The sequence below is a fragment of the Streptomyces sp. NPDC051677 genome, from assembly GCF_044453465.1.
Taxonomy (GTDB): domain Bacteria; phylum Actinomycetota; class Actinomycetes; order Streptomycetales; family Streptomycetaceae; genus Streptomyces.
The window spans coordinates 92,842-119,173 of the sequence record NZ_JBITCT010000025.1; the positions used below are offsets into that span (position 1 = coordinate 92,842).

Sequence of the window (26,332 nt, forward strand, 5' to 3'; positions counted from 1 at the left end):
CCAGACTAACGGCGGAGAGCCTTCGGTTCGCCTGCCTCCACAGGCTGTGTGGAGTCCAGGTGCGCCCAGACGATCAGCCGGTGACTGTGCCCCCATTCCGGATCGCACGTGGTCAACGTCAGGTACCGGCCCGGACGCGTGTACCCCGACTTACGTGGCACAGCGTCGATCACCTCGACGTCCGAGGGCACGGTTTTGTAAGGGCCTTTGTCGATCCGATACGTGAACCAGGTCGTGCCGTCCGTCAGCACCACCGCGTCCCCGCGCCTGAGCTTAGGGAAGTCCTTGAACGGGTCGCCGTAGGTACGGCGGTGACCTGCGACGGAGAAGTTCCCGGTCTGCCCGAGGCGCGCCGTCCCGGCGTAGTGCCCGAGCCCCTTCTTCAGGGTGCCGGTCGCCGTGCCTTCGAGGACCGGCTTGTTCCACGTGAAACCAAGGCGCGGGATGTACATCACCGCGAAGGGCCGGCCGCTGCGGTACGGCGCCGGCTGCGCGGTGGCGGCGGGGCTCGCGCTCGGGGCGGGGCCTGCGCTCTGCCGGGCCCACTGGTCGTGCAGGTCGTCGATCTGGTCGTCCATGACGCGGTCGGCCTGGACGCCGGTCCAGAACAGCACGTAGACGACGAAGAGGACGATGACGGCGCCTACGGTGATGCACAGCTCGCTGAACGTCCTGACGATCACCCGCACCGACACAGGCGCCCCCCAGCGGCTACTTCACAGGCTTGGCGTAGTGCAGATCCACTGTGCCCGAGTAGCCCGGCAGAGTCACCGTCCCGTCCTCGGTGACTTTCCAGCCGAGGCCGTACACGTTCACGTAGACCATGTAGTTCTGGATCGCCGGGGAGTCCGCCAGCGCCTGCTGGAGCTTCTCCGGGTCGCCGACCGCCTGGATCTTGTACGGGGGTGAGTAGACGCGGCCCTGGAGGATCAGGGTGTTGCCGACGCAGCGGACGGCGCTGGTGGAGATCAGCCGCTGGTCCATGACCTTGATGCCCTGGGCGCCGCCCTGCCAGAGGGCGTTCACCACGGCCTGGAGGTCCTGCTGGTGGATGACCAGGTAGTCGGGCTGGGGTTCCGGGTAGCCGGGGAGCTTGGCGGTGGCGTTCGGCGGCGCGTCGTTGAGGGTGACCGTGACGGCCTTGCCCTTGAGCTTCTGGGTGCCGGCGTTCTTCTCCAGTCCCGCGAGCTTGTCGTCCTGGGCTTTGGTGCTGCCGTCGTCGGCTTCGGCCAGGGACTCCACGTCGTCGCGCAGGGCGCCGTTCGCCTCGTCGAGCTCGCCGTTCTTCTGACTGCGTTCCTCGATGAGGTCGGACAGCCTCAGCAGGGAGGCGTCCGTGCGGATGTTGGTGCCCTTGGCGGTGTTGAAACTGGTGAAGAAGAGGAGGCCGGCGAGAGCGAAGACACCGACGGTGAGCACCCGAACGGGCCGGAAGCCGCCCCGGCGTCCGGAATCGCCGGAATCGCCGGAATCGGGGGAGGAGGCGGGGGCGGAACCCGTTGTACCCGTCCCGGGAGAGTCGGCAGAATTGCTCAACGTACCCTTATCTCCTTCGGCGCCGTAGAAGCACTACGCTAACGGACGCCCGGGGGAGCCCCTCAGTCCCCTAGTACGCAGCCCCCGAGCCCGACCCAGCACCTGCGCGGCCACGCAGCGCATCGACAGGAGAGACCCTCGTGCCGAAGTCACGTATCCGCAAGAAGGCCGACTACACGCCGCCCCCGGCGAAGCAGGCGACCGCCATCAAGCTGAACAGCCGTGCCTGGGTCGCGCCCGTGATGCTGGCCATGTTCCTGATCGGGCTCGCCTGGATCGTGGTCTTCTACGTCACCGACGGCTCGATGCCGATCGACCAGCTCGACAACTGGAACATCGTGGTGGGCTTCGGGTTCATCGCGGCCGGCTTCGGCGTCTCCACACAGTGGAAGTAGGGCACGCCCGGTAGCTCTGCCCAGGGCTATCCACTGAGTTATCCACAGCGGTTTTCCACATGGGGAAAAGAAAGACGATCTGTGGATAACTCATCGGAGGTTGACGCCGGTGTGACGTAACTACCGGCCGTCACCCTCACTCGAAAAACTGTTCGCCCCCTGCCTGACCTGCGCGAACGCGGGTCGATGGCAGGGGGCGCAGCTGTTCCCGCACGTTGTGCACAAGATTCGACACAGACTGTGGACAACGGCGCGCTCAGGTGAGCTGAGCGGTCCTCAGGAGCGTCACGACCACGACGGCGGCCAGCATCAGCGCGCAGGTCCCGTACTGCACGAGGGCACGGCGCTCGCGTGGGGCGTGGACCATGGCGGCGCCGATGACGACGCCGGCGACCAGGCCGCCGATGTGCGCCTGCCAGGCGATACCGCTCCACCCGAACGTGATGACCAGGTTGATCACCAGCAGGGCGATGACCGGCCGCATGTCGAGGCGCTGGCGCCGCACCAGCACGGCGAGCGCGCCGAACAGACCGAAGATGGCCCCGGAGGCGCCGAGCGAGGCCTGGTTGGGCTCGGCGATCAGGTAGGTCAGCGCGCTGCCGGCGAGACCGGAGACCAGGTACAGCGCCAGGAACCGGGCCCGGCCGAGGGCCGCTTCGAGCGGGCCGCCGATCCACCACAGGCTGAGCATGTTGGACAGGATGTGGATGATGCTGCCGTGCAGGAACATCGAGGTCAGCAGCCGGTACCACTGCCCTTCGGCGACGCCCTGGAGCTCGCCGTACCCGAGGGCGGGCATGATCGCGCGGCCGATCATGTCGAACCGGTCGGTGAAACTGTCGCCGACGGCCTGCTGAAGGACGAACATCGCCGCGTTCAGGCCGATGAGGATCTTGGTGAGCAGGTGGGGGTCGGCGGCGACCGTGCCCCCCGCGAGCGTGCGGGGCTGCGAGGCGCTGGGCGGGTGCCCCGTGCCGGAGCCCTCGCGGACGCAGGAGGGGCACTGGAATCCGACGGAGGCGCTGACCATGCACTCGGGGCAGATCGGGCGCTCGCAGCGGGTGCAGCGAATGCCGGTCTCCCGGTCGGGGTGCCGGTAGCAGACGGGCAGGCCGCTGTGCGCGTCGTCCTGCCGGCTGCCAGGCGCCTGGTCCATGGGCTCCCCTAAACAAGTGGAAGAGGTCGTGATCGGAGTCGTGATCTGATCGGGGTCGTGGTCGGAAAGGAACCGCCCTGCACATCCTGACGGACGAGCAGGGCGTTAGGTTCCCGGGTTCCCCACGGTTCGCCAGGGGCGTTTCCGCCTCGGACCTGGCGCGTCTCCGCCTCAGACCTGGCGGGTCTCGACGGCGACCGACTCGATGACGACGTCCTTCAGCGGACGGTCGGTGCGCGGGTTGGTCTGGACGGCCGTGATGGCGTCCACGACCTTCTGGCCGGCCGGGTCGGTGACCTCGCCGAAGATGGTGTGCTTGCGGTTCAGCCAGGCCGTCGGGGAGACGGTGATGAAGAACTGCGAGCCGTTGGTGCCCGGACCGGCGTTGGCCATGGCCAGCAGGTAGGGCCTGTCGAACCGCAGGTCGGGGTGGAACTCGTCCTCGAACTGGTAGCCGGGGCCGCCGGTGCCGTTGCCCAGCGGGTCACCGCCCTGGATCATGAATCCGCTGATCACCCGGTGGAAGACCGTGCCGTCGTAGAGCTTGTCCGAGGACCTCACGCCCGTCTCCGGGTTGACCCACTCGCGCCCGCCGGTGGCGAGGTCGACGAAGTTCTTGACCGTCTTCGGGGCGTGGTCCGGGAAGAGCCGGACCTCGATGTCGCCGTGGTTGGTCTTCAGGGTGGCGTACAGCTGCTCGGCCACGATCTGCCTTCCGTTGTCTTCCTGTGACCCCCCGATCCTCGCACGCTCGGCGCGGTACGCCGGCGTACCGCCCGTTCCTGCACCGGAACCGTCGCTTCGGGTACGGAAATGCACTCGACTCGCCCCGGACGGGAGCGGGCGGGGCCAATCCGTGGCATCGTCGGTTTTGTCGGCCTGTCGACGATATGCCCGTCCACCGTATGCCCGTCCACACATGCCGGGACGGCGCACGGCAGGCATGATCCGTAAAAGGGTGGAAAGTCGAAATACCGTACGCCACCGAGGAGGAGGATCCCGTGACCCGCATCGACAGCGTGCGCGCCGCGACCGGCTCGGCGAAGGACAGCGTGCTGCACGCCGCGGAAGTGGTGGCGCCCTACGCCGACACGGCCAAGGAGCGGGCCGCGCTTTACGCGCATGAGGCCCGCGTACGGCTCGCGCCCAAGGTGTCGCAGGCCGCTGAACAGGCCCGCGTCCAGTACGACGCCCATGTCGCCCCGCGTCTGGAACACGCGATGGAACAGGCGAAGACGCATGTCCCGCCGAAGGTAGACCTGGCCGCGCAGGAAGCGGCCGCCCATACCCGCCTGGCGGCCCGGCAGGCCGCCGACTACTCGCGACCGCGGATCGAGCAGGCGGTGGCCGCGGCCGGGCCCGTCAAGGACGAGGCCGCCGCCCGTGGCGTCGCCGCGCTGGCCGCCCTGCGCGGTCAGGTGACGCCGAAGGAGATCGAGAGGCTGGCGCGCAAGCACCGGCGTCGGGCCAAGACGGGGCGGCTCGCCAGGGCACTGGCCGTGCTCGGCGCCGTGGCCGGCGGCGCCTACGCGGCCTGGAAGTGGTGGGACAAGCAGGCCAACCCGGACTGGCTCGTCGAGCCGCCGGCGGCCACCGAGGTACCCGCCGCAGGCGGCCTGACCGCGGTGGACGGCAGCGCCGACCCGTCGGCCCTCGACCCCGAGGTACAGGCCAAGGAGGCCGAGAAGGACACCGAGAACGAGGCGGCGAACCGCGAGGACCGTAGTTGAGCGGTACCGCCCGCACATCGAAAAAGACCCCTCCCGTCTGCGTTTCCGCAGGTGGGAGGGGTCTTGTGCGTGGAGCCTAGGGGAGTCGAACCCCTGACATCTGCCATGCAAAGACAGCGCTCTACCAACTGAGCTAAGGCCCCGGAAGGGGACGTCCGGCCGGAAGTATCTCGCACCGGCGGGCGCCGCAGACCAGAGTACCGGGTCACCCGGGGTATCTCGCAAAAAGATTGGGCTCCCCGCGGATGACCACTCTCCGTAAGATGCTCGGACGTGGTTCGCTACAGCGAACCGCGGTTTCTGGGGAAGCGATGGGGAGACGCAATGGACGCCGCACAGCAGGAAGCGACCGCGAGAGCGCGGGAACTGCAGCGGAACTGGTACGGGGAGCCGCTGGGGGCGCTCTTCCGTAAGCTCATCGACGATCTTGGTCTCAACCAGGCTCGTCTCGCGGGGGTACTGGGACTGTCGGCGCCGATGCTGTCGCAGCTGATGAGCGGTCAGCGGGCGAAGATCGGCAACCCGGCGGTGGTGCAGCGGGTGCAGCTGCTCCAGGAGTTGGCGGCGCAGGTCGCGGACGGCAGCGTCAGCGCCGCCGAGGCGACCGAGCGCATGGACGAGATCAAGCGGTCGCAGGGGGGCTCCGTGCTCAGCAACACCACGCAGACGACGAGCAGTTCGGGAGCGCCCACGGTCAAGCGGGTCGTCCGCGAGATCCAGTCGCTGCTGCGCTCGGTGGCCGCCGCCGGCGACATCATCGACGCCGCCGACACCCTCGCCCCGACCCACCCGGAACTGGCAGAGTTCCTCCGGGTGTACGGCGCCGGTCGCACCTCCGACGCGGTCACGCACTACCAGTCCCACCAGAGCTGAGCCGTCGGCCCGGTCGCCGAAGGGGGTTCGGCAGCCGGGCGGTCGGCCGCTCGGGGGGCGCGGCACAACACAGCGAGGACACGGGGGTCGTATCGCTCATCACGGGGGTAGCAAGGGGGGAACCGAGGGGGACACGGGGACCAGGGGGAGGAGCGAGGCACTGCCATGGGTGAGGTCTTCGCCGGACGGTACGAACTGGCCGACCCGATCGGACGCGGAGGGGTCGGCGCGGTCTGGCGCGCCTGGGACCACCGCCGCCGTCGCTACGTGGCCGCCAAGGTGCTCCAGCAGAGCGACGCGCACGCGCTGTTGCGCTTCGTGCGCGAGCAGGCACTGCGGATCGACCACCCCCATGTGCTCGCGCCCGCCAGCTGGGCCGCCGACGACGACAAGGTCCTGTTCACCATGGACCTCGTCGGCGGCGGTTCGCTGGTCCACCTCGTCGGCGACTACGGGCCCCTCCCCCCGGCCTTCGTGTGCACCCTGCTCGACCAGCTGCTCTCCGGGCTCACCGCGGTCCACGCGGAAGGCGTCGTGCACCGCGACATCAAACCCGCCAACATCCTGCTGGAGGCCACCGGAACGGCCCGCCCACGGCTGCGGCTGTCCGACTTCGGCATCGCGATGCGGCTGGGCGAGCCCCGCCTGACCGAGACCAACCTCGTGGTGGGGACGCCCGGTTACCTCGCGCCCGAGCAGATGATGGGCGCCGACCCGGACTTCCCGGCCGACCTGTTCGCCGTCGGCCTGGTCGCCCTGTATCTGCTGGAGGGCGCCAAGCCGGACGCCAAGGCGCTCGTCCAGTACTTCGCGGAACACGGCACGCCGGGCGCTCCGAAGAGCGTGCCGGAGCCGCTGTGGCAGGTCGTCGCCACCCTGCTCCAGCCGGACCCGCAGGCGCGTTTCCGTACGGCGACGGGGGCGCGCAAGGCGCTCGCGGCCGCCGTCGAGCTCCTGCCCGAGCCCGGCCCGGACGACGAGATGATCGAGATCTTCGACCAACTCGGCCCGCTGCCCAAGGGATTCGGCCCCGACGGACCGTCCACACCGAGGCCGCGAGCCGGATCCGGAACGGGAACGGGAGCAGGAGACGGAGCAGGAGCTGGAGCTGGAGCAGGGACCGGAGCAGGAACCGGAGCGGGCTCCGTGCCCACCCGCCCGAACACCCCTCCCGCCCCCGCCCACCCGGGCACCGGCCCGCTGCCCTCCCGTCCGCACGCGGCCCCCGATCCGGCCCCCGCGAACAGCGGATCGTTTCCCTCAGGGTCGTTTCCTTCCGGTCCGGGAAGGGCGACCGATCCGGCCCACCCGGGCACGGGCGGCCTGCCCTCCCGGACGGACGGGACTCCCACACCGTCCACCGCGGCGGCCCGCCCCGGCGCCGGCGCCGTACCCCTGCCGCCCGCGCCACTGCGCGCCCCGGACTCCGCGCCGACTCCCACCCCCACCTCCGCTCCAGCGCCCGCTCATGTCCCTTCCATGTCGGACACCGGCAGCTTCCACCTGCCGCCTCCGCAGTCCCCCACTCCGTATCCGCCGGCCTCTTCCGCGCCTGCGTACGAGTCCCAGCACCAGGCCCTGCACGAGTCCCCGTACGAGTCCACGTTCGCGTTGCCCTCCCGTGGGCCGCGCGCCGAGGTGTCCACGGCCTCGTACACCGCCCAGGACCCTCAGGTTCCGCAGCCCGCCGCCGCGCAGGCGGTTGTGCCACCGGGCGGGCGGCGCGGTCATCGCGCCGCCCGCCGGGGGCGTCCCGGACCGCCCGCGAAGGTCGCGGTGCCGCTGCTGCTCCTCGCGCTGGTCTGCTACGCCGTGGGGTTCTGGGCGCTGGCCCGCATCTGAGCGGCGGCCTTGCGCCGGGCGGTCAGCGTCCACACCCCCAGCACCGTCAGCAGCGCACTCCCGGCGCCGAGGCCGCCCACGGCGACCGCCTGCATCACCGGGTCACCGCCCGACGCGCCGCCCCCCGCCGCGCTGCCGCCCGCCGAGGGCTCCGGGTCCGGCGCGCCGACGTCGAAGAACCCGCGCGGCGCCGACTGTGCCGAGTACCCGGGTCCGTCCTGCGTGCTGCCGCTCACCCGGACGCGCAGGGTGAGCCCGTAGGGCCCCTCGCCGAAACGTTGGGCCACCTGCGAGGCCAGGTGCACCACGAGGTAGTACGAGCCGGCGAACCGCAGCGAGTTCGTCGGATCGGTGGGCGCGTACCGGTTGACGTACCGGACCGGCGGCACAGGCGGCAGCGAGGCCGACTTCTGGGTGCCGCCGAAGCCGACGCTCGCGTCCTTCACCTCGGCTCGCACCGGGTTGTAGAGGGTCAGGTCCAGGGCGTCGACCACATACCCGGAGTCCGTGTCCGCACTGCCCAGGTCGACGGCGGCGGACACCTGCCGGCCCCAGTCGACGGGCACCTTGTAGAAGAGGGTCTGCCCCGGGACGATCTCGTCGCTCCACACGCCCTGCTGCACGGCGGTCGCCCTGGCGAAGCCTGCCCCGCCCCGCACGGCCACCGGCTCGGCGACGGGCGGCGTGGGCGTCGCGGAGTCCCACTGCTCGGGCACGCTCGTGGCGGCCGCGTTCTTCACGGGCGCCTCGGAGACGGCCGCGAGCTCCAGCTCCCAGGGGTCCGTGACACCGGTGCCGGTGCCAGTGCCAGTACTGGTGTTGGTGCCGGTTCGCTCGACGACGACGTAGTACGTGCCGGGGTCCTGGCACAGCCCTTTGCCGGGCCTGAGCTCGCGCGCGCCCCAGGCCGTGATCGGCTGCGGGCTCTTGGACGCGCCCACGCCGGCCGAGTCGTTGGAGCATCGGACGCCGTCGGCGTCCTGCACGGACACGCTGATCCCGTCGCCGACGGACAGGGCGGCCCCCGCGGGCGGGATCGCCGTCACGGAGACGTACACGTTCGAGGCACCGTCGAGTTCGAGCCGGTAATAGGCCTTCGCCCGCTTCTCCTGGCCCTGATCCTGGCCCTGCTCCTGATTCTGGCCCCGGCCTGGGCTGGGGCTCTGGCTCTGGCTCTGGCTCTGGAGGGAGCTTCGGTACGTCGCGCCGGGGTCCAGGCGTACGGCGTCGCTGGTGCCCGTCGCCGCCGGGGCGTTGCGGACGTCGTCGGCGAAGGCGTACGACGGGACGTCCGGCGCGGCGACGGCGACCGGCCCGGGCAGCGCCGCCGACGACGCGCAGAGCACCGCTCCCACGGCAGTGATCCGCGCGACGGCCCGCCGCACAGCCGTCCCACGCCTCGCAAGCCCCGCACGCCGGGCCATCGATCCCGCCCCCTCGCCTTCGACCGAACGTGGGCCATCCTGCCCCGCCCGCGCGCGCGTCACCCACGCATCCGGCACGAGCGTCCGAAATGCCCGCCTCTAACCGCGGTCCCGGGAACACGCAACACAAAACCCCGACCGCGAGCGGCGGCCGGGGTCTGCTCAGTCTTCGGTATCGATACTCACGAACCCGTGGGCACGGAGTCAGTCGCCTCCGTCCACAGATCCTGCTCGGCGCGATCCGCCTGGATCTGGCGGTACACGAGGAGCCCGCCGATGGCGGCCAGTGCGACCAGGAGAAGCTTCTTCACCGCGCGACCTCGTCTTTCCTTGACGTAGGGGACCTCTGGCGCCCGACTATACACACCGGCCGATACCGATCGGTGACCTACGTCCGCCGCTCAACTCCCGCCCTCGGCAGCCCAGTAGAAGTGGATGGCACCACTCCGATCGGAGGGTGATCACACCTCCACAGAGGGTGAGATTCGCCCCTGCTCGCCCGGATTGCTCACCTTTCAGCGCCTCACCTCCCCTTTTGTGACCTCTTGCGTCCATACGAGTGGTGTTCATCGGAACAACGCCACGCCGCGAGCGTCGGTCCACCACTTCGCGGCCTCCATACACATCATGAGGAAAGTACGCAAATCGCCCAACCCGAAAGTGAGGGGCCATGCCCGAGAACCGGGTCATGAAGCTGTGGACCACGATCGTCACCGCCTTCCTCGCGCTGTGCACAGCGCTCGGACTCATCACGACGACCGCCGCGACGGCGGTGGCCCGGACCGAGCCGACGCACGGCAGCGAGAGCGGCGCCACCACGCACACGACGGCCTGGCCGACGATCTCGGCCCCCCGGGTCTGGCCCCAAGCCCGTTCCCTGCCGCCCACGATGAAACAGCGCATCCGCGCCGAGGCGCACGGCAAGTCCCCCAGCTGCCGCCACCGCGGCCTCCCGGACACGGACCCGGCCGAGCACACCACGACCACCTGCGCCCCCGCGGACCCGGCCGAACCAGCCGAACCGGCCATCCCCCTCCAGCGCTGAGCGCCCCCGCTCCCCGACGTGACGGCGAACTTGCGTACAGCCCGCACGAACCAGGCCCGGCAGCTCCCCCAGGAGCCACCGGGCCTTCGCCGTGCGTCGTCGCCGGTCTCAGCGGCGGGTGAGCCACCGGCCCAGGCCGATCACCGAGGTGATCACGACGGCCAGGACGACCGCGATCGCGATCTTCGTGCCGGTGTCCATGACGTTGAACACAGGGGTCTCCTTTTCGGGCGGTCAGGGCTTTCGAGGGCTTCCGGAGGACGGTCCGGGGCGGTAGCTGAGCAGGTCTCCCGGCTGGCACTGCAGGACTTCGCAGATCCGGGTGAGGGTGGTGAACCGGATCGCTTTGGCGCGTCCGTTCTTGAGCACGGACAGGTTGACGTTGGTCACGCCGACGCGGTGGGCGAGTTCGGTGACGGTCATGCCGCGCTCGCTGAGCAGCTTGTCGAGGTGCACCTCGATGTCATGGCCGTCGTGGTCGTCGTCGGCGGCGGCCATCAGACGACCCCTTCAAGGTCCTCGCGCATGGACGCGCCGACCCGGGTGATCCGGGCGAAGGTCAGCAGGCCGAGCCCGGTCAGTACGGCCAGGTAAGGGGCCGTCCACATGTTCAGCCAGGTCCCGACCTCGAAGTCCGCGTCCTTGGCCAGTGCCGCGAGCAGGGCCGCTCTGGCGTTGGCCTCGGCGATCTCTGCGACGAGGCTCCCGATCAGCAGCCACCAGCCGAGCAGGCGAAGCCGGGATGCCGTCCGCACGGTGTAGACGCCGTCGCGGGCCGCTCCCTGCAGGAGTCGGTGCAGCAGGAAGAGGCCGCTGATCAGCAGCAGCGTCGACGGCAGTTCGCCGAGCTCGTTCAGGAGCCGCAGGCCGGCGTCGGGCGCCTCGGCGCAGTAGCGGGGGATCGAGTCGACCTGTGCCCCGCCCTCGGGGGCCAACGCGCCGGGGGCCACCGAGCTGGTGGTCGACTCGTCGGCGATGCAGATGTCGAGGTCCCCCCAACTGCCGTGCACGACCGAGATGATGAGCCCCGCCGTCGAGAGAGCCAACAGCAGGCGCAGGACGACGGACACGACCGTGGCCATGGGTTCGAGCAGCTTCCGGTCTTCGGTCATGGCGCCCCGCCTCGCTTATCGTTTATCGATGTTATCGAGAAACGATAAGCGGCGGGGCGGGGCGAAGCAACCCCTGCACGAAGAAGATCGCCGGCGTCGTCACCCGGACACACGGGAGGCCCCCGACCATGACTGGTCGCGGGCCTCCGCCGGGTTCTCACGCCGGCGTCTCGGTCAGGCCTCCTCGGCGGGGAACACCTCGTCGACAGCTCGGCGCAGCGTTTCGCGGACGACCGCCGGGTCGCCGAGTTCCGCTGCCTGGAACGCGCCGTCGTGCAGCAGGACGAGTACGCGGGCGGCGTGCTCGGGGTCCGAATGACCCAGGTCGGCAGAGAGTTCGCGGAACACCTCGAACAGCCAGGTGCGTTGGTCGTCGATGACCGCGCGCACCGGATGGGTGCGATCGGGGTACTCGGCGGCCGCGTTGAGGAACTGGCAGCCGCGGAAGCCGTCTTCGAGGGTCGCGTCGCCGAGCACAGCCATCACCGCACGGATCGCCTCGCGCGGCGACTCGACGTCTCGCGCATGGCCGACAGCGCCCCGGATCCCCTCGGCGGTCGTCGTGAGGTAAGCGGAGACCAGGTCGTCCTTGCTGGGGTAGTGCCGATAGAAGGTAGCGCGCGTGACCTGGGCCTCGGTGATGAGGCGTTCGACGCCGACAGCGTGGATGCCCTCCGCATAGAACAGGCGGGACGCGGTGCGCAGCAGCCGGTCCTTGGGGTGGAGCTCCGAGGCAGTCGTCATACACCGATCATAAAGAAAGACCAGTCGTTCTGGGGGTCACCCTGATCACGTTGCCGCACCTAAAGAGAACGACTAGTCTTTCTCGCAGAAAGACCGATCGTTCTCTTCGAGAGGTACGGAACCATGAGCACCACCCCCACGATCGTTTTCGTCCACGGCGCCTTCGGTGACTCCGGCATGTGGAAGGGCGCCATCGCCAAACTCCAGGCACAGGGCTACACCACCCTCGCCGTCTCGAACCCGCTCCGCGGCCTGGAGTCCGACGCCCAGTACGCGGCCACCGTCGCCAAGACCGTGGACGGCCCGGTCATCCTGGTCGGCCACTCCTACGCCGGCGCGATCATCACCCGCGCCGCCCGCGACGCGTCGAACGTCGAGGCCCTGGTCTACGTGGCCGCCTTCCAGCCCGACGAGGGCGAGAGCTGCCTGGAGAACGCCTCTCGCTTCCCCGGCGCCAAGATGGGCCCGGACACCACCATCGCCACCGAGCACGAGGGCGAGCCGGAGCTGCGCATCCTGCCTGAGCACTACCAGGACGTCATAGCCGGCGACCTGCCTGCCGAGGTCACCGACGTCCTCGCGGTCACCCAGCGCTCGGTGCGTGTGCAGGCCCTGACGGCGGAGCTGTCCGGCCAGCCGGCCTGGCGCACCCTACCGTCGTGGGCAGTCGTCGCGACCCAGGACAACGCCATCCCCGGCCAGGCACAGGAGTTCATGGCCGAGCGCGCCGGATCGCACATCGTGCGCGTGGAGGCGTCACACGCGGTAGCCATCTCGCAGCCCGACACGGTGGCCGACCTCGTCATCGAGGCTGCCAAGGCCACCCGCTGACCCCCTCCGTCACCACCACAGCCACTTCCGGCTCCAGTGAGGGCGGAAGCAATTCGGCGCGGATGAGCCTGCCGTGGGCAAGAGAGGCCCGCTCACGATCGCGTGAGCGGGCCTCTCACCTGTTTCGAGCCGGCGGACTCTTCTTGCCCATAACGCAGGAAGGTTGGCCACCCACCCCCGTCGCCGCCTACATCACCATGGACGTGTACACGCACGTGGTGGGCGACAGCGAGAGGGAGGCTGTGACGATGCTCGCAGAGCTGCTCGAAGACCCGCTCGCCGGCTGACCGCAGCCGTTCGCCCTCGTTGGTGTCAACCATGGGTGTCAAAAGACCCCCGGACCGCTGGTCCGGGGGTCTTTTCGCTGGTGGGGCTAACAGGATTTGAACCTGTGGCCTCATCCTTATCAGGGATGCGCTCTAACCAACTGAGCTATAGCCCCGCCGCGCTCTGCGGTGTGTGTCCCGCGCGCTGACTCCTGAAGATTAGCGCACGACGTGGGCAGTCCCAAAATCGATAGTCGCGGGACCCTCGGGCGAGGTTTGAAACCGCTGCGACGACAAAGCTCACTCGTCCTCGGCGAGCGTCAGCTCGACGCCGCCGACGAAGCCGGCGGAGAGGTTGTAGATGAACGCGCCGAGCGTCGCGAGGGCCGTCGCGAGGACGACGTCGATGACCGCGATGATCGACGTGAACATCAGGACGTGGGGGAGCGACAGGAACGCCTGGAGGTCGAAGCCGTTCGACTCGTTCGAGCCGGTCGCCTCCGCGATCGTGCCGCCGACCGACGAGAAGACGCCCATCGCGTCCATGACCATCCACAGCACGGCGGCCGCGACGATGGTGCAGATGCCGAGCGCGATGGAGAGCAGGAAGCTGACCTTCATCACCGACCACGGGTCGGCCTTCGACACCCGCAGCCGCGCCTTGCGCACGCGGGGCGTGGTGCGGGCGCCGGTCCGCGGACGCCGTACGGCGCCGGCCGGCGCGGGGGGCGCCTGCGTCGGGTAGGCCTGCGGCGGGTGGTAGGGCCCGGCGGGCTGCTGCGGCTGCCGTTCCCCGGGCAACGGCGAGCCTTCGGCAGGCTGTTTGGCCTGCGCGCCGCGAGTGTCCGTCACGGTTCCCCCCTGGGATCCCTTTGATCCTTGCGTGTCCGGCGAGGACGAGGGCGAAGGCGAGGGCGAGTCAGCCGCGGGCGCCTTGATGGCCTTCAGCTGGGTCGTGTGGGTGTCCGCCGGACGCCCGTCACCGCCCCCGGCGCCCCGCGCGTCGGTCGTACGCGCGTCCCCCGCCGGCGCGGCGGAGCCACGGCCGCCGCCGTTCTTTTCCGTACCGGCAGACGTACCGGCGCCCGTGGCTCCGCTCACGATGACTCACTCCTCGGTGCTACTCGGTCGAGGGCGACTCACCCTCGTCCGTGCCGGTGGTCGTGGCTGCCTCGGCGGACTCGTCCACGGCGCCTTCGCCGTCGACCTCTTCCGCCTCGCGCCCCGCTTCGGCGTTACGTGCGATGCCGACGACGGCATCGCGCTTGCCCAGGTTGATCAGTTGGACGCCCATGGTGTCACGGCCCGTCTCCCTGACCTCGTTGACTCGCGTACGAATCACACCGCCGGACAGCGTGATGGCGAGGATCTCGTCGGTCTCCTCGACCACCAGCGCGCCGACGAGAGAACCACGGTCCTCGACGATCTTGGCGGCCTTGATACCGAGGCCGCCGCGACCCTGAACGCGGTACTCGTCGACGGCGGTCCGCTTCGCGTACCCGCCGTCTGTGGCAGTGAACACGAACGTACCGGGTCGAACAACATTCATCGAGAGCAGCTGGTCGCCCTCGCGGAAGCTCATGCCCTTGACGCCCGAGGTGGCACGGCCCATGGGCCGCAGCGCCTCGTCCGTGGCGGTGAACCTGATCGACTGCGCCTTCTTGCTGATCAGAAGCAGATCATCCTCGGCCGAGACGAGTTCGGCTCCGATCAGTTCGTCGTCCGAACCGTCCTCCGTCTCACGGAGGTTGATCGCGATGACACCACCGGCACGCGGCGAATCGTAATCCTTCAGAGGCGTCTTCTTCACCAGACCGCCCTTGGTGGCCAGGACCAGGTACGGCGCCGCCTCGTAGTCGCGGATCGCGAGGATCTCGGCGATCGCCTCGTCCGGCTGGAAGGCCAGCAGGTTCGCGACGTGCTGTCCACGCGCGTCACGCCCGGCGTCGGGCAGCTCGTAGGCCTTCGCCCGGTAGACGCGGCCCTTGTTGGTGAAGAACAGCAGCCAGTGGTGCGTGGTGGAGACGAAGAAGTGGTCGACGATGTCGTCTTCCTTCAGCTTCGCGCCCCGTACGCCCTTGCCGCCGCGCTTCTGGGAGCGGTAGTCGTCCGTCTTCGTGCGCTTGACGTAGCCCCCGCGCGAGATGGTGACGACGATGTCCTCCTCGGCGATCAGGTCCTCGATGGACATGTCACCGTCGTAGGGCACCAGCATCGTCTTGCGGTCGTCGCCGTACTTCTCGACGATCGCGGCGAGTTCCTCGCTCACGATGCCGCGCTGACGGACCGGGGACGCGAGGATCTGGTTGTACTCGTTGATCTTCGCCTGGAGTTCGTCGTGCTCCTGGACGATCTTCTGGCGCTCCAGGGCGGCGAGGCGGCGCAGCTGCATCTCGAGGATGGCGTTGGCCTGGATCTCGTCGATCTCCAGGAGGCTCATCAGGCCCCCGCGTGCGATCTCGACGGTGTCGCTGCGCCGGATCAGCGCGATGACCTCGTCGATGGCGTCCAGGGCCTTCAGCAGGCCGCGCAGGATGTGCGCCCGCTCCTCGGCCTTGCGCAGTCGGAACTTCGTACGGCGGACGACGACCTCGATCTGGTGCGTCACCCAGTGGCGGATGAACGCGTCGAGCGAGAGCGTGCGCGGAACGCCGTCGACCAGCGCCAGCATGTTGGCGCCGAAGTTCGTCTGCAGGTCCGTGTGCTTGTACAGGTTGTTCAGGACGACCTTGGCGACCGCGTCCCGCTTCAGCACGATGACCAGCCGCTGGCCGGTGCGCGAGGACGTCTCGTCACGGACGTCCGCGATGCCGCCGATCTTGCCGTCCTTGACCAGGTCGGCGATCTTCTGCGCGAGGTTGTCGGGGTTGACCTGGTAGGGCAGCTCCGTGACCACCAGGCACTGGCGGTTCTGGATCTCCTCGACCTCGACGACTGCCCGCATGGTGATCGAGCCGCGGCCCGTGCGGTACGCCTCCTCGATGCCCTTACGGCCCACCACCAGGGCGCCGGTCGGGAAGTCGGGGCCCTTGATGCGCTCGATCAGCGCGTCCAGGAGCTCCTCGTGCGAGGCTTCCGGGTTCTCCAGGTACCACTGGGCGCCCGAGGCGACCTCGCGCAGGTTGTGCGAGGGGATGTTGGTCGCCATGCCGACCGCGATACCGGCCGAGCCGTTGATCAGCAGGTTGGGGAAGCGGGCCGGCAGGACGGTCGGCTCCTGGGAGCGGCCGTCGTAGTTGTCCGTGAAGTCGACGGTCTCCTCGTCGATGTCACGGACCATCTCCATCGACAGCGGCGCCATCTTGCACTCGGTGTAGCGCATGGCGGCCGCCGGGTCGTTGCCCGGAGAGCCGAAGTTGCCGTTGGAGTCGACCAGCGGCATCCGCATCGACCACGGCTGCGCGAGGCGGACCAGCGCGTCGTAGATCGAGGAGTCGCCGTGCGGGTGGTAGTTGCCCATGACGTCGCCGACGACGCGAGCGCACTTGTAGAAGCCGCGCTCGGGGCGGTAGCCGCCGTCGTACATCGCGTACAGGACGCGGCGGTGGACGGGCTTGAGGCCGTCGCGGACGTCCGGCAGCGCGCGGGAGACGATGACGGACATCGCGTAGTCGAGGTACGAGCGCTGCATCTCCGTCTCGAGCCCGACGGGCTCGATGCGCATGGCGATGTCGCCGCCCTCTTCAGGGGTGACGGGAGTGTTCTCGTCGGTCATTGCTGGTGGGGATCCTTCCTGGTGCGGTCAGCTGAGACCGACTCAGATGTCGAGGAAGCGGACGTCCTTGGCGTTGCGCTGGATGAAGGCGCGGCGCGCCTCGACGTCCTCGCCCATGAGGACCGAGAACAGGTCGTCGGCCTGGGCGGCGTCGTCGAGGGTGACCTGGCCGAGGACGCGGTGCTCCTGGTCCATCGTGGTGACGCGCAGCTCCTCGGCGTTCATCTCGCCGAGGCCCTTGAAGCGCTGGATGGAGTCCTCGCGGACCCGCTTGCCGCGCTGGCGGCCCATCTCGATCAGCGCGTCGCGCTCGCGGTCGGAGTAGGCGTACTCGATGTCGTCCCGGCCCCACTTGATCTTGTAGAGCGGGGGACGGGAGAGGTACACGTGCCCGGCCTCGACCAGCGGCCGCATGAAGCGGAACAGGAAGGTCAGCAGCAGGGTGCTGATGTGCTGGCCGTCGACGTCGGCGTCCGCCATCAAGATGATCTTGTGATAGCGGAGCTTCTCGATGTCGAAGTCCTCGTGCACGCCCGTGCCGAACGCGGAGATCAGCGCCTGGATCTCCTGGTTCTGCAGGATCTTGTCGATCCGCGCCTTCTCGACGTTGAGGATCTTGCCTCGGATCGGGAGGATCGCCTGGTACTGCGGGTTGCGGCCGGACTTGGCCGAGCCGCCGGCGGAGTCACCCTCGACGATGAAGATCTCGCACTTGGTGGGGTCGTTCGACTGGCAGTCGGAGAGCTTGCCCGGCAGGGACGCCGACTCCAGCAGCCCCTTACGGCGGGTCAGGTCGCGGGCCTTGCGGGCCGCCACGCGCGCGGTGGCCGCCTGGATGCCCTTGCGGACGATGTCCGCCGCCTCGACCGGGTTGCGGTCCAGCCAGTCGTTGAGGTGCTCGTAGACCGCCTTCTGGACGAAGGTCTTCGCCTCCGTGTTGCCCAGCTTGGTCTTGGTCTGGCCCTCGAACTGCGGCTCGCTCAGCTTCACCGAGATGATCGCGGTCAGACCCTCGCGGATGTCGTCGCCCGTGAGGTTGTCGTCCTTCTCGCGCAGCAGCTTCTTGTCGCGCGCGTACTTGTTGACGAGGTTCGTCAACGCCGCGCGGAAGCCCTCTTCGTGGGTACCGCCCTCATGCGTGTGGATGATGTTGGCGAAGGAGTACACGCCCTCGCTGTAACCGCTGTTCCACTGCATGGCGACCTCGAGGGACAGGCTCTTGTCCTTGTCCTCCGCCTCCAGGTCGATGACGGTGGGGTGCACCGCGTCTCCCTTGCGGGAGTTGAGGTACTTCACGAAGTCGACGATGCCGCCCTCGTAGTGGTACGTGACGGTCTTGACCTCGTCCTTCTCGTCCGCACCCGCCTCGTCCGCGCCGGCGGTGGCCTTCGCCGACTCGCGCTCGTCAGTGAGTTTGATCGTCAAACCCTTGTTGAGGAACGCCATCTCCTGGAAGCGCCGCGAGAGCGTCTCGAAGGAGTACTCGGTGGTCTCGAAGATGTCCGCGTCGGCCCAGAAGGTGACCGAGGTGCCGGTCTGCTCGATGGCCTCGTGCTTGGCGAGCGGCGCCGTGGGGACGCCCATCTTGTAGTCCTGCGTCCAGCGGTGACCGTCCGTGCGCACCTCGACGGAGACCTTGCTCGACAGGGCGTTCACGACCGAGACGCCGACGCCGTGCAGACCGCCGGAGACCGCGTAGCCGCCGCCGCCGAACTTGCCGCCCGCGTGCAGCACGGTGAGCACGACCTCGACGGCCGGCTTGCCCTCGGAGGGGACGATGCCGACGGGGATGCCGCGGCCGTTGTCGATGACGCGGACGCCGCCGTCGGCCAGGATCGTCACGTCGATGGTGTCCGCGTGGCCGGCCAGCGCCTCGTCGACCGAGTTGTCGACGACCTCGTACACGAGGTGGTGCAGACCGCGCTCACCGGTCGAGCCGATGTACATACCGGGTCGCTTGCGGACCGCGTCCAGACCCTCGAGGACGGTAATGGCGCTGGCGTCGTACGAGGCGGTGACCTCGTGGCTCGAGGTGCTTGCCTCGCTGTTCGCGCCGGCGTCGGTGGACGGGATGTTCTCGTTGGGGTTGCCGGAATCGGCCACGAAGCGCCCTTTCTGGCACAGCACTAGCCAGGCTCGTCGGCAGGTTGCCGGAGCGGCTGCGGCATGTTGCGTTGGTAAGCCTTGATCAGCGTTGCTCAGCTTTTCCCGGGCGGTCCCCACGTTCGGGGCGGGATTGGCTCCAGTCTACCGGTAGCACCGACAGTGATGGGGGTTTGCCGGTACCTGAGTCCGCATGTGCCGCCCTCAACCGGTCTCTTCCGGGTCCCGATATGTGGAAGGGGGCTCCAAGAGGCTCACGGAGGCACTCAGCGCTTCCGGGTGTCAACCCTTGGCTACTTGGGAGTCAGGTCCGGATACGCCCCCGCAGGCGGGCGCACAGAACGAAGGCCGGGCGGTCACCTCGGACCCGTCCCGGCCTTCGCACACGTGACGCACGTCACCCGTAGGTGTCGCCGGGACCGGTGCTTCCAGGGGCCCTGAGGGGGCCGTAGCGGCGCTGGGGGCCACCGGGGCCGAGTACCTTGATCAACCGCACCGCGCCATGCCCCAGATCCTCGTTGAGGCGGGCGACCAGCGTCGGGGCGAGCAGCCTCAGGTTCGTCGCCCAGGCCGTGGAGTCGCAGCGCACGATCAGCACCCGCTCGTCCTCGTCGTAGCGCTCCGGCACGCAGTGCTTGGCCACGTCCTCGCCGACGATCTGCGGCCACCGGCCCATCACACCGCCCACCGCAGCCGGCGCCTCCCAGCCGCGCTCGGTGAGCAGCCGGTTGATCGCGGCGCCCAGCGCCATCGGGTCGCGGCCGTCCGCGCGCGCGCCGGAGCGCAGACCGCCCCCGCGCCGGGCCTGCTTCTTCTGCTGTGCCGCGTCCCCACGCGCGCGCGCCTGCTCGCGGGCCGCCCTGAGCGCCACGCGCGCGAGGTCGACGCCGGACGGCTCGGGCGCCTTCTTCGGGGCCGGCTCGTCGGCGCTCATACCCGCTCCACCGTCCCCTCGGACACCGTGTACCGCGCCCCGGCCAGCACATGCGGTACGTCGTCGTCGACGGCCGCCGTCACCAGCACCTGCTCGCCGGGCGCGACCAGTTCGGCCAGCCGCTCCCGCCGCCGGGCGTCCAGTTCGGCGAAGACGTCGTCCAGGACCAGCACCGGCTCGTTGCCCTCGGCCCGCAGCAGGTCGTAGGAGGCCAGCCGCAGGGCGAGCGCGTAGGACCAGGACTCGCCGTGGGAGGCGTATCCCTTGGCGGGCATGGGGCCGAGTTTGAGAATCACATCGTCCCGATGAGGCCCTGCGAGGGTGACGCCCCGCTCGATCTCCTGCTTGCGGACGTCCCCGAGCGCGGCCATCAACTGCCCGTAGAGGTCCTCACGCGTGTGCGCCTCACCCGGCGCCGACGGCTTGTACTCCAGGGCGACCGGACCGCCGCCCGGGGCCAGTTGCTCGTACGCCTTGTCCGCCAGCGGCTGGAGCGCGGCCACCAGGTCGAGCCGCTGGGCGAGCAGTTCGGCGCCCACGCGCGCGAGATGCTGGTCCCACACGTCGAGCGTCGACAGGTCCATGGAGCGACCCCCGTGCCGCCGCGCCAGCGCGGCGGACTTCAGGAGCGTGTTGCGCTGCTTGAGCACCCGCTCGTAGTCGGAGCGCACGCCCGCCATGCGCGGGGAGCGCGCGGTGATCAGCTCGTCCAGGAAGCGACGCCGCTCACCGGGATCGCCCTTGATCAGCGCGAGGTCCTCGGGCGCGAACAGCACGGTCCGTACGATGCCCAGCACGTCACGGGGCCTGACCTGCGAGGACCTGTTGATGCGGGCGCGGTTGGCCTTGCCCGGGTTCAGCTCCAGCTCGACCAGCTGCTGCCGCTCGCCCTGCTTGACCTGCGCCCGGATGATCGCGCGGTCGGCGCCCATGCGGACCAGGGGCGCGTCCGAGGCGACCCGGTGACTGCCCAGGGTGGCGAGGTAGCCGACGGCCTCGACGAGGTTGGTCTTGCCCTGCCCGTTGGGGCCCACGAAGGCGGTGACGCCCGGGTCGAGCGGAACTTCGACCCGGGCGTACGAGCGGAAGTCGGCCAGCGACAGATGCGTGACGTGCATGGTCGTTCGCCGACCTCCCCCAGGGTTGTGGATCGCGGGGCGACCCTGTGGATTACTTCTTCTCGACGGCGTGGCCGCCGAACTGGTTGCGCAGCGCGGCGATCATCTTCATCTGCGGCGAGTCCTCCTGACGGGAGGCGAACCGCGCGAACAGCGAGGCCGTGATCGCGGGCAGCGGCACGGCGTGGTCGATCGCGGCCTCCACGGTCCAGCGGCCCTCGCCGGAGTCCTGTGCGAAGCCGCGCAGCTTGTCCAGGTGCTCGTCCTCGTCGAGGGCGTTGACGGCCAGTTCGAGCAGCCAGGAACGGATGACCGTGCCCTCCTGCCAGGAGCGGAAGACCTCACGCACGTCCGTGACGGAGTCGACTTTCTCCAGGAGCTCCCAGCCCTCGGCGTAGGCCTGCATCATGGCGTACTCGATGCCGTTGTGGACCATCTTCGCGAAGTGGCCGGCGCCGACCTTGCCGGCGTGCACCGCGCCGAAGTCGCCCTCGGGCTTGAGCGCGTCGAAGACCGGCTGCACCTTGGCGACGTGCTCCTTCTCGCCGCCGTACATCAGCGCGTAGCCGTTCTCCAGGCCCCAGACGCCGCCGGAGACGCCGCAGTCGACGAAGCCGATGCCCTTGGCGGCCAGCTCCTCGGCGTGCTTCTCGTCGTCCGTCCAGCGGGAGTTGCCGCCGTCCACGACGACGTCACCCGGCTCCAGCAGCTCGGCGAGCTCGTCGACGGTCGACTGCGTGGCCGCGCCGGCCGGGACCATCACCCAGACCACGCGCGGGGCCGCGAGGCCGTCCACGAGCTCTTTGAGGCTGTGGACGTCCGCGAGGTCCGGGTTGCGGTCGAATCCGACGACGGTGTGGCCGGCGCGGCGGATCCGCTCGCGCATGTTGCCGCCCATCTTGCCGAGGCCGACGAGACCGAGCTCCATCAGTTGTTCCTTAGGTCGCTGTGTGGCGTGTGGGGCACCTTCGTACCCATGTCCGAGCCTAAACCCGGACGGTCACGCACACCTGTGGGCATACGCGCTCAGACGTACGGTCCCACCTGGGGATTCACCGAAGGCTTCTCCCCCATGACCGCCCCGGTCGTCCACCGTCTGTGGACAACCGGTCGGACCACGGCGTCGGCGTCAGCCGCTGAGGCGCACCGGCATGATCAGGTACTTGTAGGCCTCGTCGGCCTCCGCGTCCAGCGCCGGCTTGCCGCTGAGCAGCGCGGGCTTCGTGGACGTCGTGAAGGACAGCTGGGCGACGGGCGAGTCGATGGCGCTCAGGCCGTCCAGCAGGAAGGTCGGGTTGAAGGCGATCGAGATGTCGTCGCCCTCCAGTTGGGCGTCGACACGCTCCACAGCCTGTGCGTCGTCGCTGGAGCCGGCCTCCAGGATGAGCACGCCCTGCTCGAAGCTCAGCCGCACCGGGGTGTTGCGCTCGGCGACCAGGGCCACGCGCTTGACGGCCTCCACGAAGGGGGCGGTCTCGATCACGGCGACGGAGTTGAACTCGGTCGGGAACAGCGTGCGGTACTTCGGGAGGTCGCCCTCCAGGAGGCGGGTGGTCGTACGCCGGCCCGCGCCCTCGAAGCCGATCAGGCCCTCGCCCGAGCCGGAGCCGGACAGCGCCAGGATGACGCTGTCGCCGCTCGTGAGCGCCTTGGCGGTGTCCAGGAGCGTCTTGGCGGGCACCAGGGCGACCGCGGAGGCCTCCGGGTTCTCCGGCTTCCACAGGAACTCGCGGACCGCGAAGCGGTAGCGGTCGGTGGAGGCCAGCGTGACCGTGTCGCCCTCGATCTCGATGCGCACACCGGTGAGGACGGGCAGCGTGTCGTCACGCCCGGCGGCGATGGCGACCTGGGCGGCCGCGGAGGCGAAGACCTCGCCGGGGACCGTGCCCGTCGCGTTCGGCATCTGCGGCAGGGACGGGTACTCCTCCACCGGCAGGGTGTGGAGGGTGAACCGCGAGGAGCCGCAGACCACCGTCGCCCGTACACCGTCTGTGGAGATCTCCACCGGTCGGTTGGGCAGGGCGCGGCAGATGTCCGCGAGCAGGCGGCCGGAGACGAGGACCGTGCCCTCCTCCTCGACCTCGGCCTCCACGGAGACCCGCGCCGAGACCTCGTAGTCGAAGCTGGACAGGCTCAGCTGGCCGTCCTCGGACTTCAGCAGCAGGCCGGCGAGGACAGGCGCCGGCGGGCGGGCCGGGAGGCTGCGCGCCGCCCAGGCCACGGCCTCCGCGAGTACGTCGCGTTCCACCCGGATCTTCACTCTTGCCGCCTCCTGCTGTTGCCGGCGCTTCTCGCCCTGCCTGGCCTTCGTCATCTGTCTCGGTGTGGTCGGTCCCGTCGAGGGGAAGGACCATCGGGGACCAGTCTGACGCACCGCACTGTCAGTCGGTGCCCCTCGGGGTCAAGTCGTGACGAGGGGCGGCCGGGCAGCGAAGAGCGAGTTGTGCACAGGCCCCGCTTCGAAACGGATTCCCAGCTCTCTCTAGTTGTCAGTAGTAGTAGGGCCTGTGGATACCGTGGATAACCCCGTTTTCGCAGCTCAGGGGCTGTTTTTTATCCACTGGCCCTGTGGGCGGAGGCGGTGGATAACCGGCGTCTTCTGTGGAGAACAGAAAGTTCTGCACACCCCATGCACAGGGAGGGGCGACTTGTCCCCAGCGCCGTCCCCAGCTTTACCCGTCTTTCCCACAGGGCAACCCGGCAACTTCGTGTGACGCCTTTCACTCGAGCTGGTGATGAGGCGCGTCGGGTTGCCGAACAGTGGACAGACTTGTGGAGAAGCCGGAGATCGCTGGGGACAACCGGCCCCAGCCTGTGGGTTGCCGGTGGACAACTTCATGCACAGCCTGTGGATCATTTCTTCGTCCACAGCCTGTGGAGATCCTTCGTCCACGAATCCACAGCCTGTTGACCTGGTCCGATCGTCCCTCACCCGGGACGCCTGTGGATACAGTCTGGACAACTTCCCGGTCCCCAGGGTGTGGACGGGAAAAAGTCACCGAATCTGTGGAGAGTGGCCGTAACCCGGCCAGTAATCGAACAACGGGTGAGCGGCGGACGGCCGTCGCCGAGCGTCGCCGAGCCCCGCAGACCCCCGTGCCCGGCCTCCGGAACGACGAAAAGCGCCCCCGGATGTCCTCCGGGGGCGCCCTCGGCGAGGTTCGCGACGCGTGCCGCGGCGCCGTCAGCCGTTCTTGATGCGGTTGGTCAGCTCGGTCACCTGGTTGTAGATGGAGCGCCGCTCGGCCATCAGATTGCGGATCTTGCGGTCCGCGTGCATGACCGTCGTGTGGTCACGGCCGCCGAACAGCGCGCCGATCTTCGGCAGCGACAGGTCCGTCAGCTCGCGGCACAGGTACATGGCGATCTGCCGGGCCGTGACCAGCTGGCGGCCGCGCGAGCTGCCGCACAGGTCCTCGATGGTGAGGCCGAAGTAGTCGGCGGTCGCGCTCATGATGGCCGTCGAGGTGATCTCCGGCGTGGAGTCGTCACCGCCGGGGATCAGGTCCTTCAGAACGATCTCGGTCAGCCCCAGGTCCACCGGCTGCCGGTTGAGCGACGCGAACGCCGTCACCCGGATCAGCGCGCCCTCCAGCTCCCGGATGTTGCGCGAGATCCGGGAGGCGATGAACTCCAGTACCTCCGGCGGGGCGTTCAGCTGCTCCTGCACCGCCTTCTTGCGCAGGATCGCGATCCGGGTCTCCAGCTCGGGCGGCTGGACGTCGGTGATCAGGCCCCACTCGAAACGGTTCCTCAACCGGTCCTCCAGCGTCACCAGCTGCTTCGGCGGCCGGTCGCTGGACAGCACGATCTGCTTGTTGGCGTTGTGGAGCGTGTTGAAGGTGTGGAAGAACTCCTCCTGCGTCGACTCCTTGTCCGCGAGGAACTGGATGTCGTCGACGAGCAGGATGTCCATCTCGCGGTACCGCTTGCGGAAGCTGTCGCCCTTGCCGTCGCGGATGGAGTTGATGAACTCGTTGGTGAACTCCTCGGAGCTCACGTACCGCACGCGCGTGCCGGGGTAGAGGCTTCGCGCGTAGTGCCCGATGGCGTGCAGCAGGTGCGTCTTGCCGAGACCCGACTCCCCATAGATGAACAGGGGGTTGTAGGCCTTCGCGGGCGCCTCGGCGACGGCGACGGCGGCCGCGTGCGCGAACCGGTTGGAGGCGCCGATGACGAAGGTGTCGAAGAGGTACTTCGGGTTCAGCCGCGCGGTCGGCTCACCGGGGCCGGCCTTCGCCGAGGACTGCACGCCCGACGGCCCGGGACCGCCCGAGCCCTGCTGGCCGGGTCCGCCCGGGCCGCCGCGGTGCGGATGCCCGGGACCGGCCTGCGGCTCGGGCAGCTCACGCCGGCCCGGCTCGCGCTGGTCGTAGTCGGAGCGCGACGACTCGTACTCCGCACGCTTCTGCTCGTACGGCGACGGATCGTAGGGCGGCCGCTCCATCGACTGGGGGCGGTAGTCCTGCGACGGCGGACCGTAGGAGTCGTGCGACGGGGAACCGTACGGGTCCTGGGAGGCGGGCCCGCCGTACTGGTCCTGCGACGAAGGCGACGCGTAGGGGTCGCGCTCGGGGAAACCGAGCCGCTGCTGCTGCCAGCTGTACTCGTCCTGCTGGGGCCGCGGCCAGGCGCCGGGCTCGGGGCGCTGGTACTCCGACGGGTACGCCGGCCGCGCGGTGGGCAGCGGGTCCGGGCGTGAGGGGAGCTGGTCGCCGGGCGTCGGCGGCAGCTGGTCGGCGCGGTGGCGGCCGTAGCCCTCGTACTGGCTGTCGTACGCCTGGTCGTATCCGCCGTCGTAGCGGCCGTCCTGCTGTCCGTCCCGCGGTCCGTCGTACGGGCCGGACGGGAGTTCGGGCTCCTCGTAGCGGGGCTGCTGCTGGACAGGGGGCGCCGGCGGGGCCGGGGGCTCGCCGGCGGAGTCGTCGACGGTGATCGCGATACGGATCGGTCGGCCGCACTCGCGGCTCAGCGTCTCGCTGACGATCGGGGCGAGGCGCCCCTCGAGGACGCCCTTCGCGAATTCGTTCGGTACGGCGAGCAGGGCGGTGTCCGCGACCAGCGCGAGCGGCTGACAGCGCCGGATCCAGTGCTCGTCCTTCACCTCGACACCCTGGCCCCGGCCCTCACCGAGGAGCTGCTCCAGTACTCGTGGCCACACTGCGGCAAGATCGGCAGGTACGTCAGCCACAGGGCACGCTCTCTCGTGGGTCCCACGAACGTGTGGTTGTGGGACGGCGGGGATTCATATCGGGCGGGGGCAGGGACAAAGGAACGAATCGGAGTTCAGCCAAGGTAGTCAGGGCGACGGCTGCGGTTCAAGTTGTTGTCCCCAGCCTGTGGATAGTGTCTCCCCGTGACTGCCGGTTTGACCGGATGGCGTAGCCGCGCGTACCGTAACCAGGTCGAGTTGTCGATGGCTGCTGCCGCCTGCCTCCGATGGGCACAGATCGCGTCAGGTGATCGGGAAGCGGTGCACTCGGGCGTTGACCGCGAGCTACCTCGTGG

The 26,332-nt window shown here is 69.4% G+C and carries 24 protein-coding genes and 2 tRNA genes; 7 read left to right on the forward strand and 19 right to left on the reverse strand.

Features of this window, described 5'->3' with window-relative positions; genetic code table 11:
* Nucleotides 1-5 precede the first annotated feature (5 nt).
* A complete protein-coding gene (locus ACIBAF_RS27425) occupies nucleotides 6-689 on the reverse strand; it encodes a class E sortase (RefSeq protein WP_399466561.1) in 684 nt (227 codons plus the stop codon).
* A 22-nt stretch (nucleotides 690-711) separates the two neighbouring features.
* Complete coding sequence (locus ACIBAF_RS27430; protein ID WP_399466497.1) at nucleotides 712-1,536, reverse strand: DUF881 domain-containing protein; 825 nt, start codon at nucleotides 1,534-1,536, stop codon at nucleotides 712-714.
* 140 nt (nucleotides 1,537-1,676) lie between these two features.
* On the opposite strand from ACIBAF_RS27430, the gene crgA reads away from it, so the two are divergent.
* Nucleotides 1,677-1,931 carry a cell division protein CrgA gene (gene crgA, locus ACIBAF_RS27435; RefSeq protein WP_079661149.1) on the forward strand — a complete coding sequence of 85 codons (255 nt, stop codon included), beginning with the start codon at nucleotides 1,677-1,679 and terminating at the stop codon, nucleotides 1,929-1,931.
* A 256-nt stretch (nucleotides 1,932-2,187) separates the two neighbouring features.
* Here the strand turns inward: crgA and ACIBAF_RS27440 are convergent, their stop codons facing one another.
* Complete coding sequence (locus ACIBAF_RS27440; RefSeq protein WP_399466499.1) at nucleotides 2,188-3,087, reverse strand: rhomboid family intramembrane serine protease; 900 nt, start codon at nucleotides 3,085-3,087, stop codon at nucleotides 2,188-2,190.
* A gap of 171 nt (nucleotides 3,088-3,258) precedes the next feature.
* Nucleotides 3,259-3,792 (reverse strand): peptidylprolyl isomerase, encoded by a 534-nt coding sequence (locus tag ACIBAF_RS27445; RefSeq protein ID WP_399466500.1) that lies wholly within the window; start codon nucleotides 3,790-3,792, stop codon nucleotides 3,259-3,261.
* 296 nt (nucleotides 3,793-4,088) lie between these two features.
* Here ACIBAF_RS27445 and ACIBAF_RS27450 point away from each other — a divergent pair, with 296 nt between their 5' ends.
* Nucleotides 4,089-4,817 carry a DUF5324 family protein gene (locus ACIBAF_RS27450; RefSeq protein WP_399466501.1) on the forward strand — a complete coding sequence of 243 codons (729 nt, stop codon included), beginning with the start codon at nucleotides 4,089-4,091 and terminating at the stop codon, nucleotides 4,815-4,817.
* 70 nt (nucleotides 4,818-4,887) lie between these two features.
* Here ACIBAF_RS27450 and ACIBAF_RS27455 read toward each other — a convergent pair.
* Nucleotides 4,888-4,960: transfer RNA gene (locus tag ACIBAF_RS27455), tRNA-Ala, on the reverse strand.
* A gap of 181 nt (nucleotides 4,961-5,141) precedes the next feature.
* Between ACIBAF_RS27455 and ACIBAF_RS27460 the strand changes: the two genes are divergently transcribed.
* Together ACIBAF_RS27460 and ACIBAF_RS27465 are read left to right on the forward strand one after the other, a co-directional pair.
* Nucleotides 5,142-5,690 carry a DNA-binding protein gene (locus tag ACIBAF_RS27460; protein WP_319337508.1) on the forward strand — a complete coding sequence of 183 codons (549 nt, stop codon included), beginning with the start codon at nucleotides 5,142-5,144 and terminating at the stop codon, nucleotides 5,688-5,690.
* 165 nt (nucleotides 5,691-5,855) lie between these two features.
* Nucleotides 5,856-7,532 (forward strand): protein kinase, encoded by a 1,677-nt coding sequence (locus ACIBAF_RS27465; protein ID WP_399466503.1) that lies wholly within the window; start codon nucleotides 5,856-5,858, stop codon nucleotides 7,530-7,532.
* Here the strand turns inward: ACIBAF_RS27465 and ACIBAF_RS27470 are convergent.
* Together ACIBAF_RS27470 and ACIBAF_RS27475 are read right to left on the reverse strand one after the other, a co-directional pair.
* Entirely contained in the window at nucleotides 7,496-8,887 is a 1,392-nt protein-coding gene (locus ACIBAF_RS27470; RefSeq protein WP_399466504.1) for a hypothetical protein, read from the reverse strand. The two genes, ACIBAF_RS27465 and ACIBAF_RS27470, sit on opposite strands and share 37 nt — an antisense overlap.
* 251 nt (nucleotides 8,888-9,138) lie before the next feature.
* Nucleotides 9,139-9,267: a DLW-39 family protein gene (locus tag ACIBAF_RS27475; protein ID WP_003999697.1), complete on the reverse strand. Its 129-nt coding sequence runs from the start codon at nucleotides 9,265-9,267 to the stop codon at nucleotides 9,139-9,141.
* Nucleotides 9,268-9,626: 359 nt separating this feature from the next.
* Between ACIBAF_RS27475 and ACIBAF_RS27480 the strand changes: the two genes are divergently transcribed.
* Nucleotides 9,627-10,001 (forward strand): DUF6344 domain-containing protein, encoded by a 375-nt coding sequence (locus ACIBAF_RS27480; protein ID WP_399466506.1) that lies wholly within the window; start codon nucleotides 9,627-9,629, stop codon nucleotides 9,999-10,001.
* A gap of 234 nt (nucleotides 10,002-10,235) precedes the next feature.
* On the opposite strand, the gene ACIBAF_RS27485 is transcribed toward ACIBAF_RS27480, so the two are convergent.
* The 3 genes from ACIBAF_RS27485 to ACIBAF_RS27495 all read right to left on the reverse strand — a co-directional run bounded on the left by ACIBAF_RS27485 (nucleotide 10,236) and on the right by ACIBAF_RS27495 (nucleotide 11,857).
* Nucleotides 10,236-10,499, reverse strand: coding sequence for a helix-turn-helix domain-containing protein (locus ACIBAF_RS27485; RefSeq protein ID WP_399466508.1), 264 nt, complete (start codon nucleotides 10,497-10,499; stop codon nucleotides 10,236-10,238).
* Entirely contained in the window at nucleotides 10,499-11,113 is a 615-nt protein-coding gene (locus ACIBAF_RS27490) for a hypothetical protein (protein ID WP_399466509.1), read from the reverse strand. The genes ACIBAF_RS27485 and ACIBAF_RS27490 overlap by 1 nt, the downstream gene beginning before the upstream one ends.
* A 174-nt stretch (nucleotides 11,114-11,287) precedes the next feature.
* Entirely contained in the window at nucleotides 11,288-11,857 is a 570-nt protein-coding gene (locus ACIBAF_RS27495) for a TetR/AcrR family transcriptional regulator (protein ID WP_399466510.1), read from the reverse strand.
* A gap of 123 nt (nucleotides 11,858-11,980) precedes the next feature.
* Between ACIBAF_RS27495 and ACIBAF_RS27500 the strand changes: the two genes are divergently transcribed.
* Nucleotides 11,981-12,688 (forward strand): alpha/beta fold hydrolase, encoded by a 708-nt coding sequence (locus ACIBAF_RS27500; protein WP_399466512.1) that lies wholly within the window; start codon nucleotides 11,981-11,983, stop codon nucleotides 12,686-12,688.
* 143 nt (nucleotides 12,689-12,831) lie between these two features.
* The gene (locus ACIBAF_RS27505) at nucleotides 12,832-12,975 is read left to right on the forward strand and encodes a hypothetical protein (RefSeq protein WP_399466513.1); all 144 of its coding nucleotides are present in this window, start codon (nucleotides 12,832-12,834) and stop codon (nucleotides 12,973-12,975) included.
* A gap of 78 nt (nucleotides 12,976-13,053) precedes the next feature.
* Here the strand turns inward: ACIBAF_RS27505 and ACIBAF_RS27510 are convergent.
* From ACIBAF_RS27510 to dnaA, 9 genes are all read right to left on the reverse strand, one after another.
* A tRNA-Ile gene (locus ACIBAF_RS27510) sits at nucleotides 13,054-13,130 on the reverse strand.
* 124 nt (nucleotides 13,131-13,254) lie between these two features.
* A complete protein-coding gene (locus ACIBAF_RS27515) occupies nucleotides 13,255-14,055 on the reverse strand; it encodes a DUF3566 domain-containing protein (RefSeq protein ID WP_399466515.1) in 801 nt (266 codons plus the stop codon).
* Nucleotides 14,056-14,074: 19 nt separating this feature from the next.
* On the reverse strand, nucleotides 14,075-16,669 hold the full coding sequence (gene gyrA / locus ACIBAF_RS27520) for a DNA gyrase subunit A (RefSeq protein ID WP_399466516.1): 2,595 nt from the start codon (nucleotides 16,667-16,669) through the stop codon (nucleotides 14,075-14,077).
* A gap of 42 nt (nucleotides 16,670-16,711) precedes the next feature.
* Entirely contained in the window at nucleotides 16,712-18,772 is a 2,061-nt protein-coding gene (gyrB, locus tag ACIBAF_RS27525; RefSeq protein WP_399466518.1) for a DNA topoisomerase (ATP-hydrolyzing) subunit B, read from the reverse strand.
* Nucleotides 18,773-19,169: 397 nt separating this feature from the next.
* The gene (locus ACIBAF_RS27530; RefSeq protein ID WP_399466519.1) at nucleotides 19,170-19,706 is read right to left on the reverse strand and encodes a DUF721 domain-containing protein; all 537 of its coding nucleotides are present in this window, start codon (nucleotides 19,704-19,706) and stop codon (nucleotides 19,170-19,172) included.
* Nucleotides 19,703-20,824 carry a DNA replication/repair protein RecF gene (gene recF, locus ACIBAF_RS27535; protein ID WP_399466521.1) on the reverse strand — a complete coding sequence of 374 codons (1,122 nt, stop codon included), beginning with the start codon at nucleotides 20,822-20,824 and terminating at the stop codon, nucleotides 19,703-19,705. The genes ACIBAF_RS27530 and recF overlap by 4 nt, the downstream gene beginning before the upstream one ends.
* 52 nt (nucleotides 20,825-20,876) lie before the next feature.
* Nucleotides 20,877-21,752, reverse strand: coding sequence for a phosphogluconate dehydrogenase (NAD(+)-dependent, decarboxylating) (gnd, locus tag ACIBAF_RS27540; RefSeq protein ID WP_399466523.1), 876 nt, complete (start codon nucleotides 21,750-21,752; stop codon nucleotides 20,877-20,879).
* A 201-nt stretch (nucleotides 21,753-21,953) separates the two neighbouring features.
* Nucleotides 21,954-23,084, reverse strand: a complete 1,131-nt coding sequence (gene dnaN, locus ACIBAF_RS27545; RefSeq protein ID WP_079661164.1) for a DNA polymerase III subunit beta — start codon at nucleotides 23,082-23,084, stop codon at nucleotides 21,954-21,956.
* 924 nt (nucleotides 23,085-24,008) lie between these two features.
* Entirely contained in the window at nucleotides 24,009-26,015 is a 2,007-nt protein-coding gene (dnaA, locus tag ACIBAF_RS27550; RefSeq protein ID WP_399466525.1) for a chromosomal replication initiator protein DnaA, read from the reverse strand.
* Nucleotides 26,016-26,332 lie beyond the last annotated feature (317 nt).

Excerpts from the sequence above, each read along its gene's own strand:
- ACIBAF_RS27490 (WP_399466509.1), bottom strand. The coding sequence starts at position 11,113 with ATGACCGAAGACCGGAAGCTGCTCGAACCCATGGCCACGGTCGTGTCC.
- recF (WP_399466521.1), bottom strand. The coding sequence starts at position 20,824 with ATGCACGTCACGCATCTGTCGCTGGCCGACTTCCGCTCGTACGCCCGG.
- ACIBAF_RS27465 (WP_399466503.1), top strand. The coding sequence starts at position 5,856 with ATGGGTGAGGTCTTCGCCGGACGGTACGAACTGGCCGACCCGATCGGA.
- ACIBAF_RS27500 (WP_399466512.1), top strand. The coding sequence starts at position 11,981 with ATGAGCACCACCCCCACGATCGTTTTCGTCCACGGCGCCTTCGGTGAC.
- ACIBAF_RS27480 (WP_399466506.1), top strand. The coding sequence starts at position 9,627 with ATGCCCGAGAACCGGGTCATGAAGCTGTGGACCACGATCGTCACCGCC.
- ACIBAF_RS27460 (WP_319337508.1), top strand. The coding sequence starts at position 5,142 with ATGGACGCCGCACAGCAGGAAGCGACCGCGAGAGCGCGGGAACTGCAG.
- ACIBAF_RS27495 (WP_399466510.1), bottom strand. The coding sequence starts at position 11,857 with ATGACGACTGCCTCGGAGCTCCACCCCAAGGACCGGCTGCTGCGCACC.
- gnd (WP_399466523.1), bottom strand. The coding sequence starts at position 21,752 with ATGGAGCTCGGTCTCGTCGGCCTCGGCAAGATGGGCGGCAACATGCGC.
- gyrA (WP_399466516.1), bottom strand. The coding sequence starts at position 16,669 with ATGACCGACGAGAACACTCCCGTCACCCCTGAAGAGGGCGGCGACATC.
- ACIBAF_RS27530 (WP_399466519.1), bottom strand. The coding sequence starts at position 19,706 with ATGAGCGCCGACGAGCCGGCCCCGAAGAAGGCGCCCGAGCCGTCCGGC.
- ACIBAF_RS27485 (WP_399466508.1), bottom strand. The coding sequence starts at position 10,499 with ATGGCCGCCGCCGACGACGACCACGACGGCCATGACATCGAGGTGCAC.
- ACIBAF_RS27440 (WP_399466499.1), bottom strand. The coding sequence starts at position 3,087 with ATGGACCAGGCGCCTGGCAGCCGGCAGGACGACGCGCACAGCGGCCTG.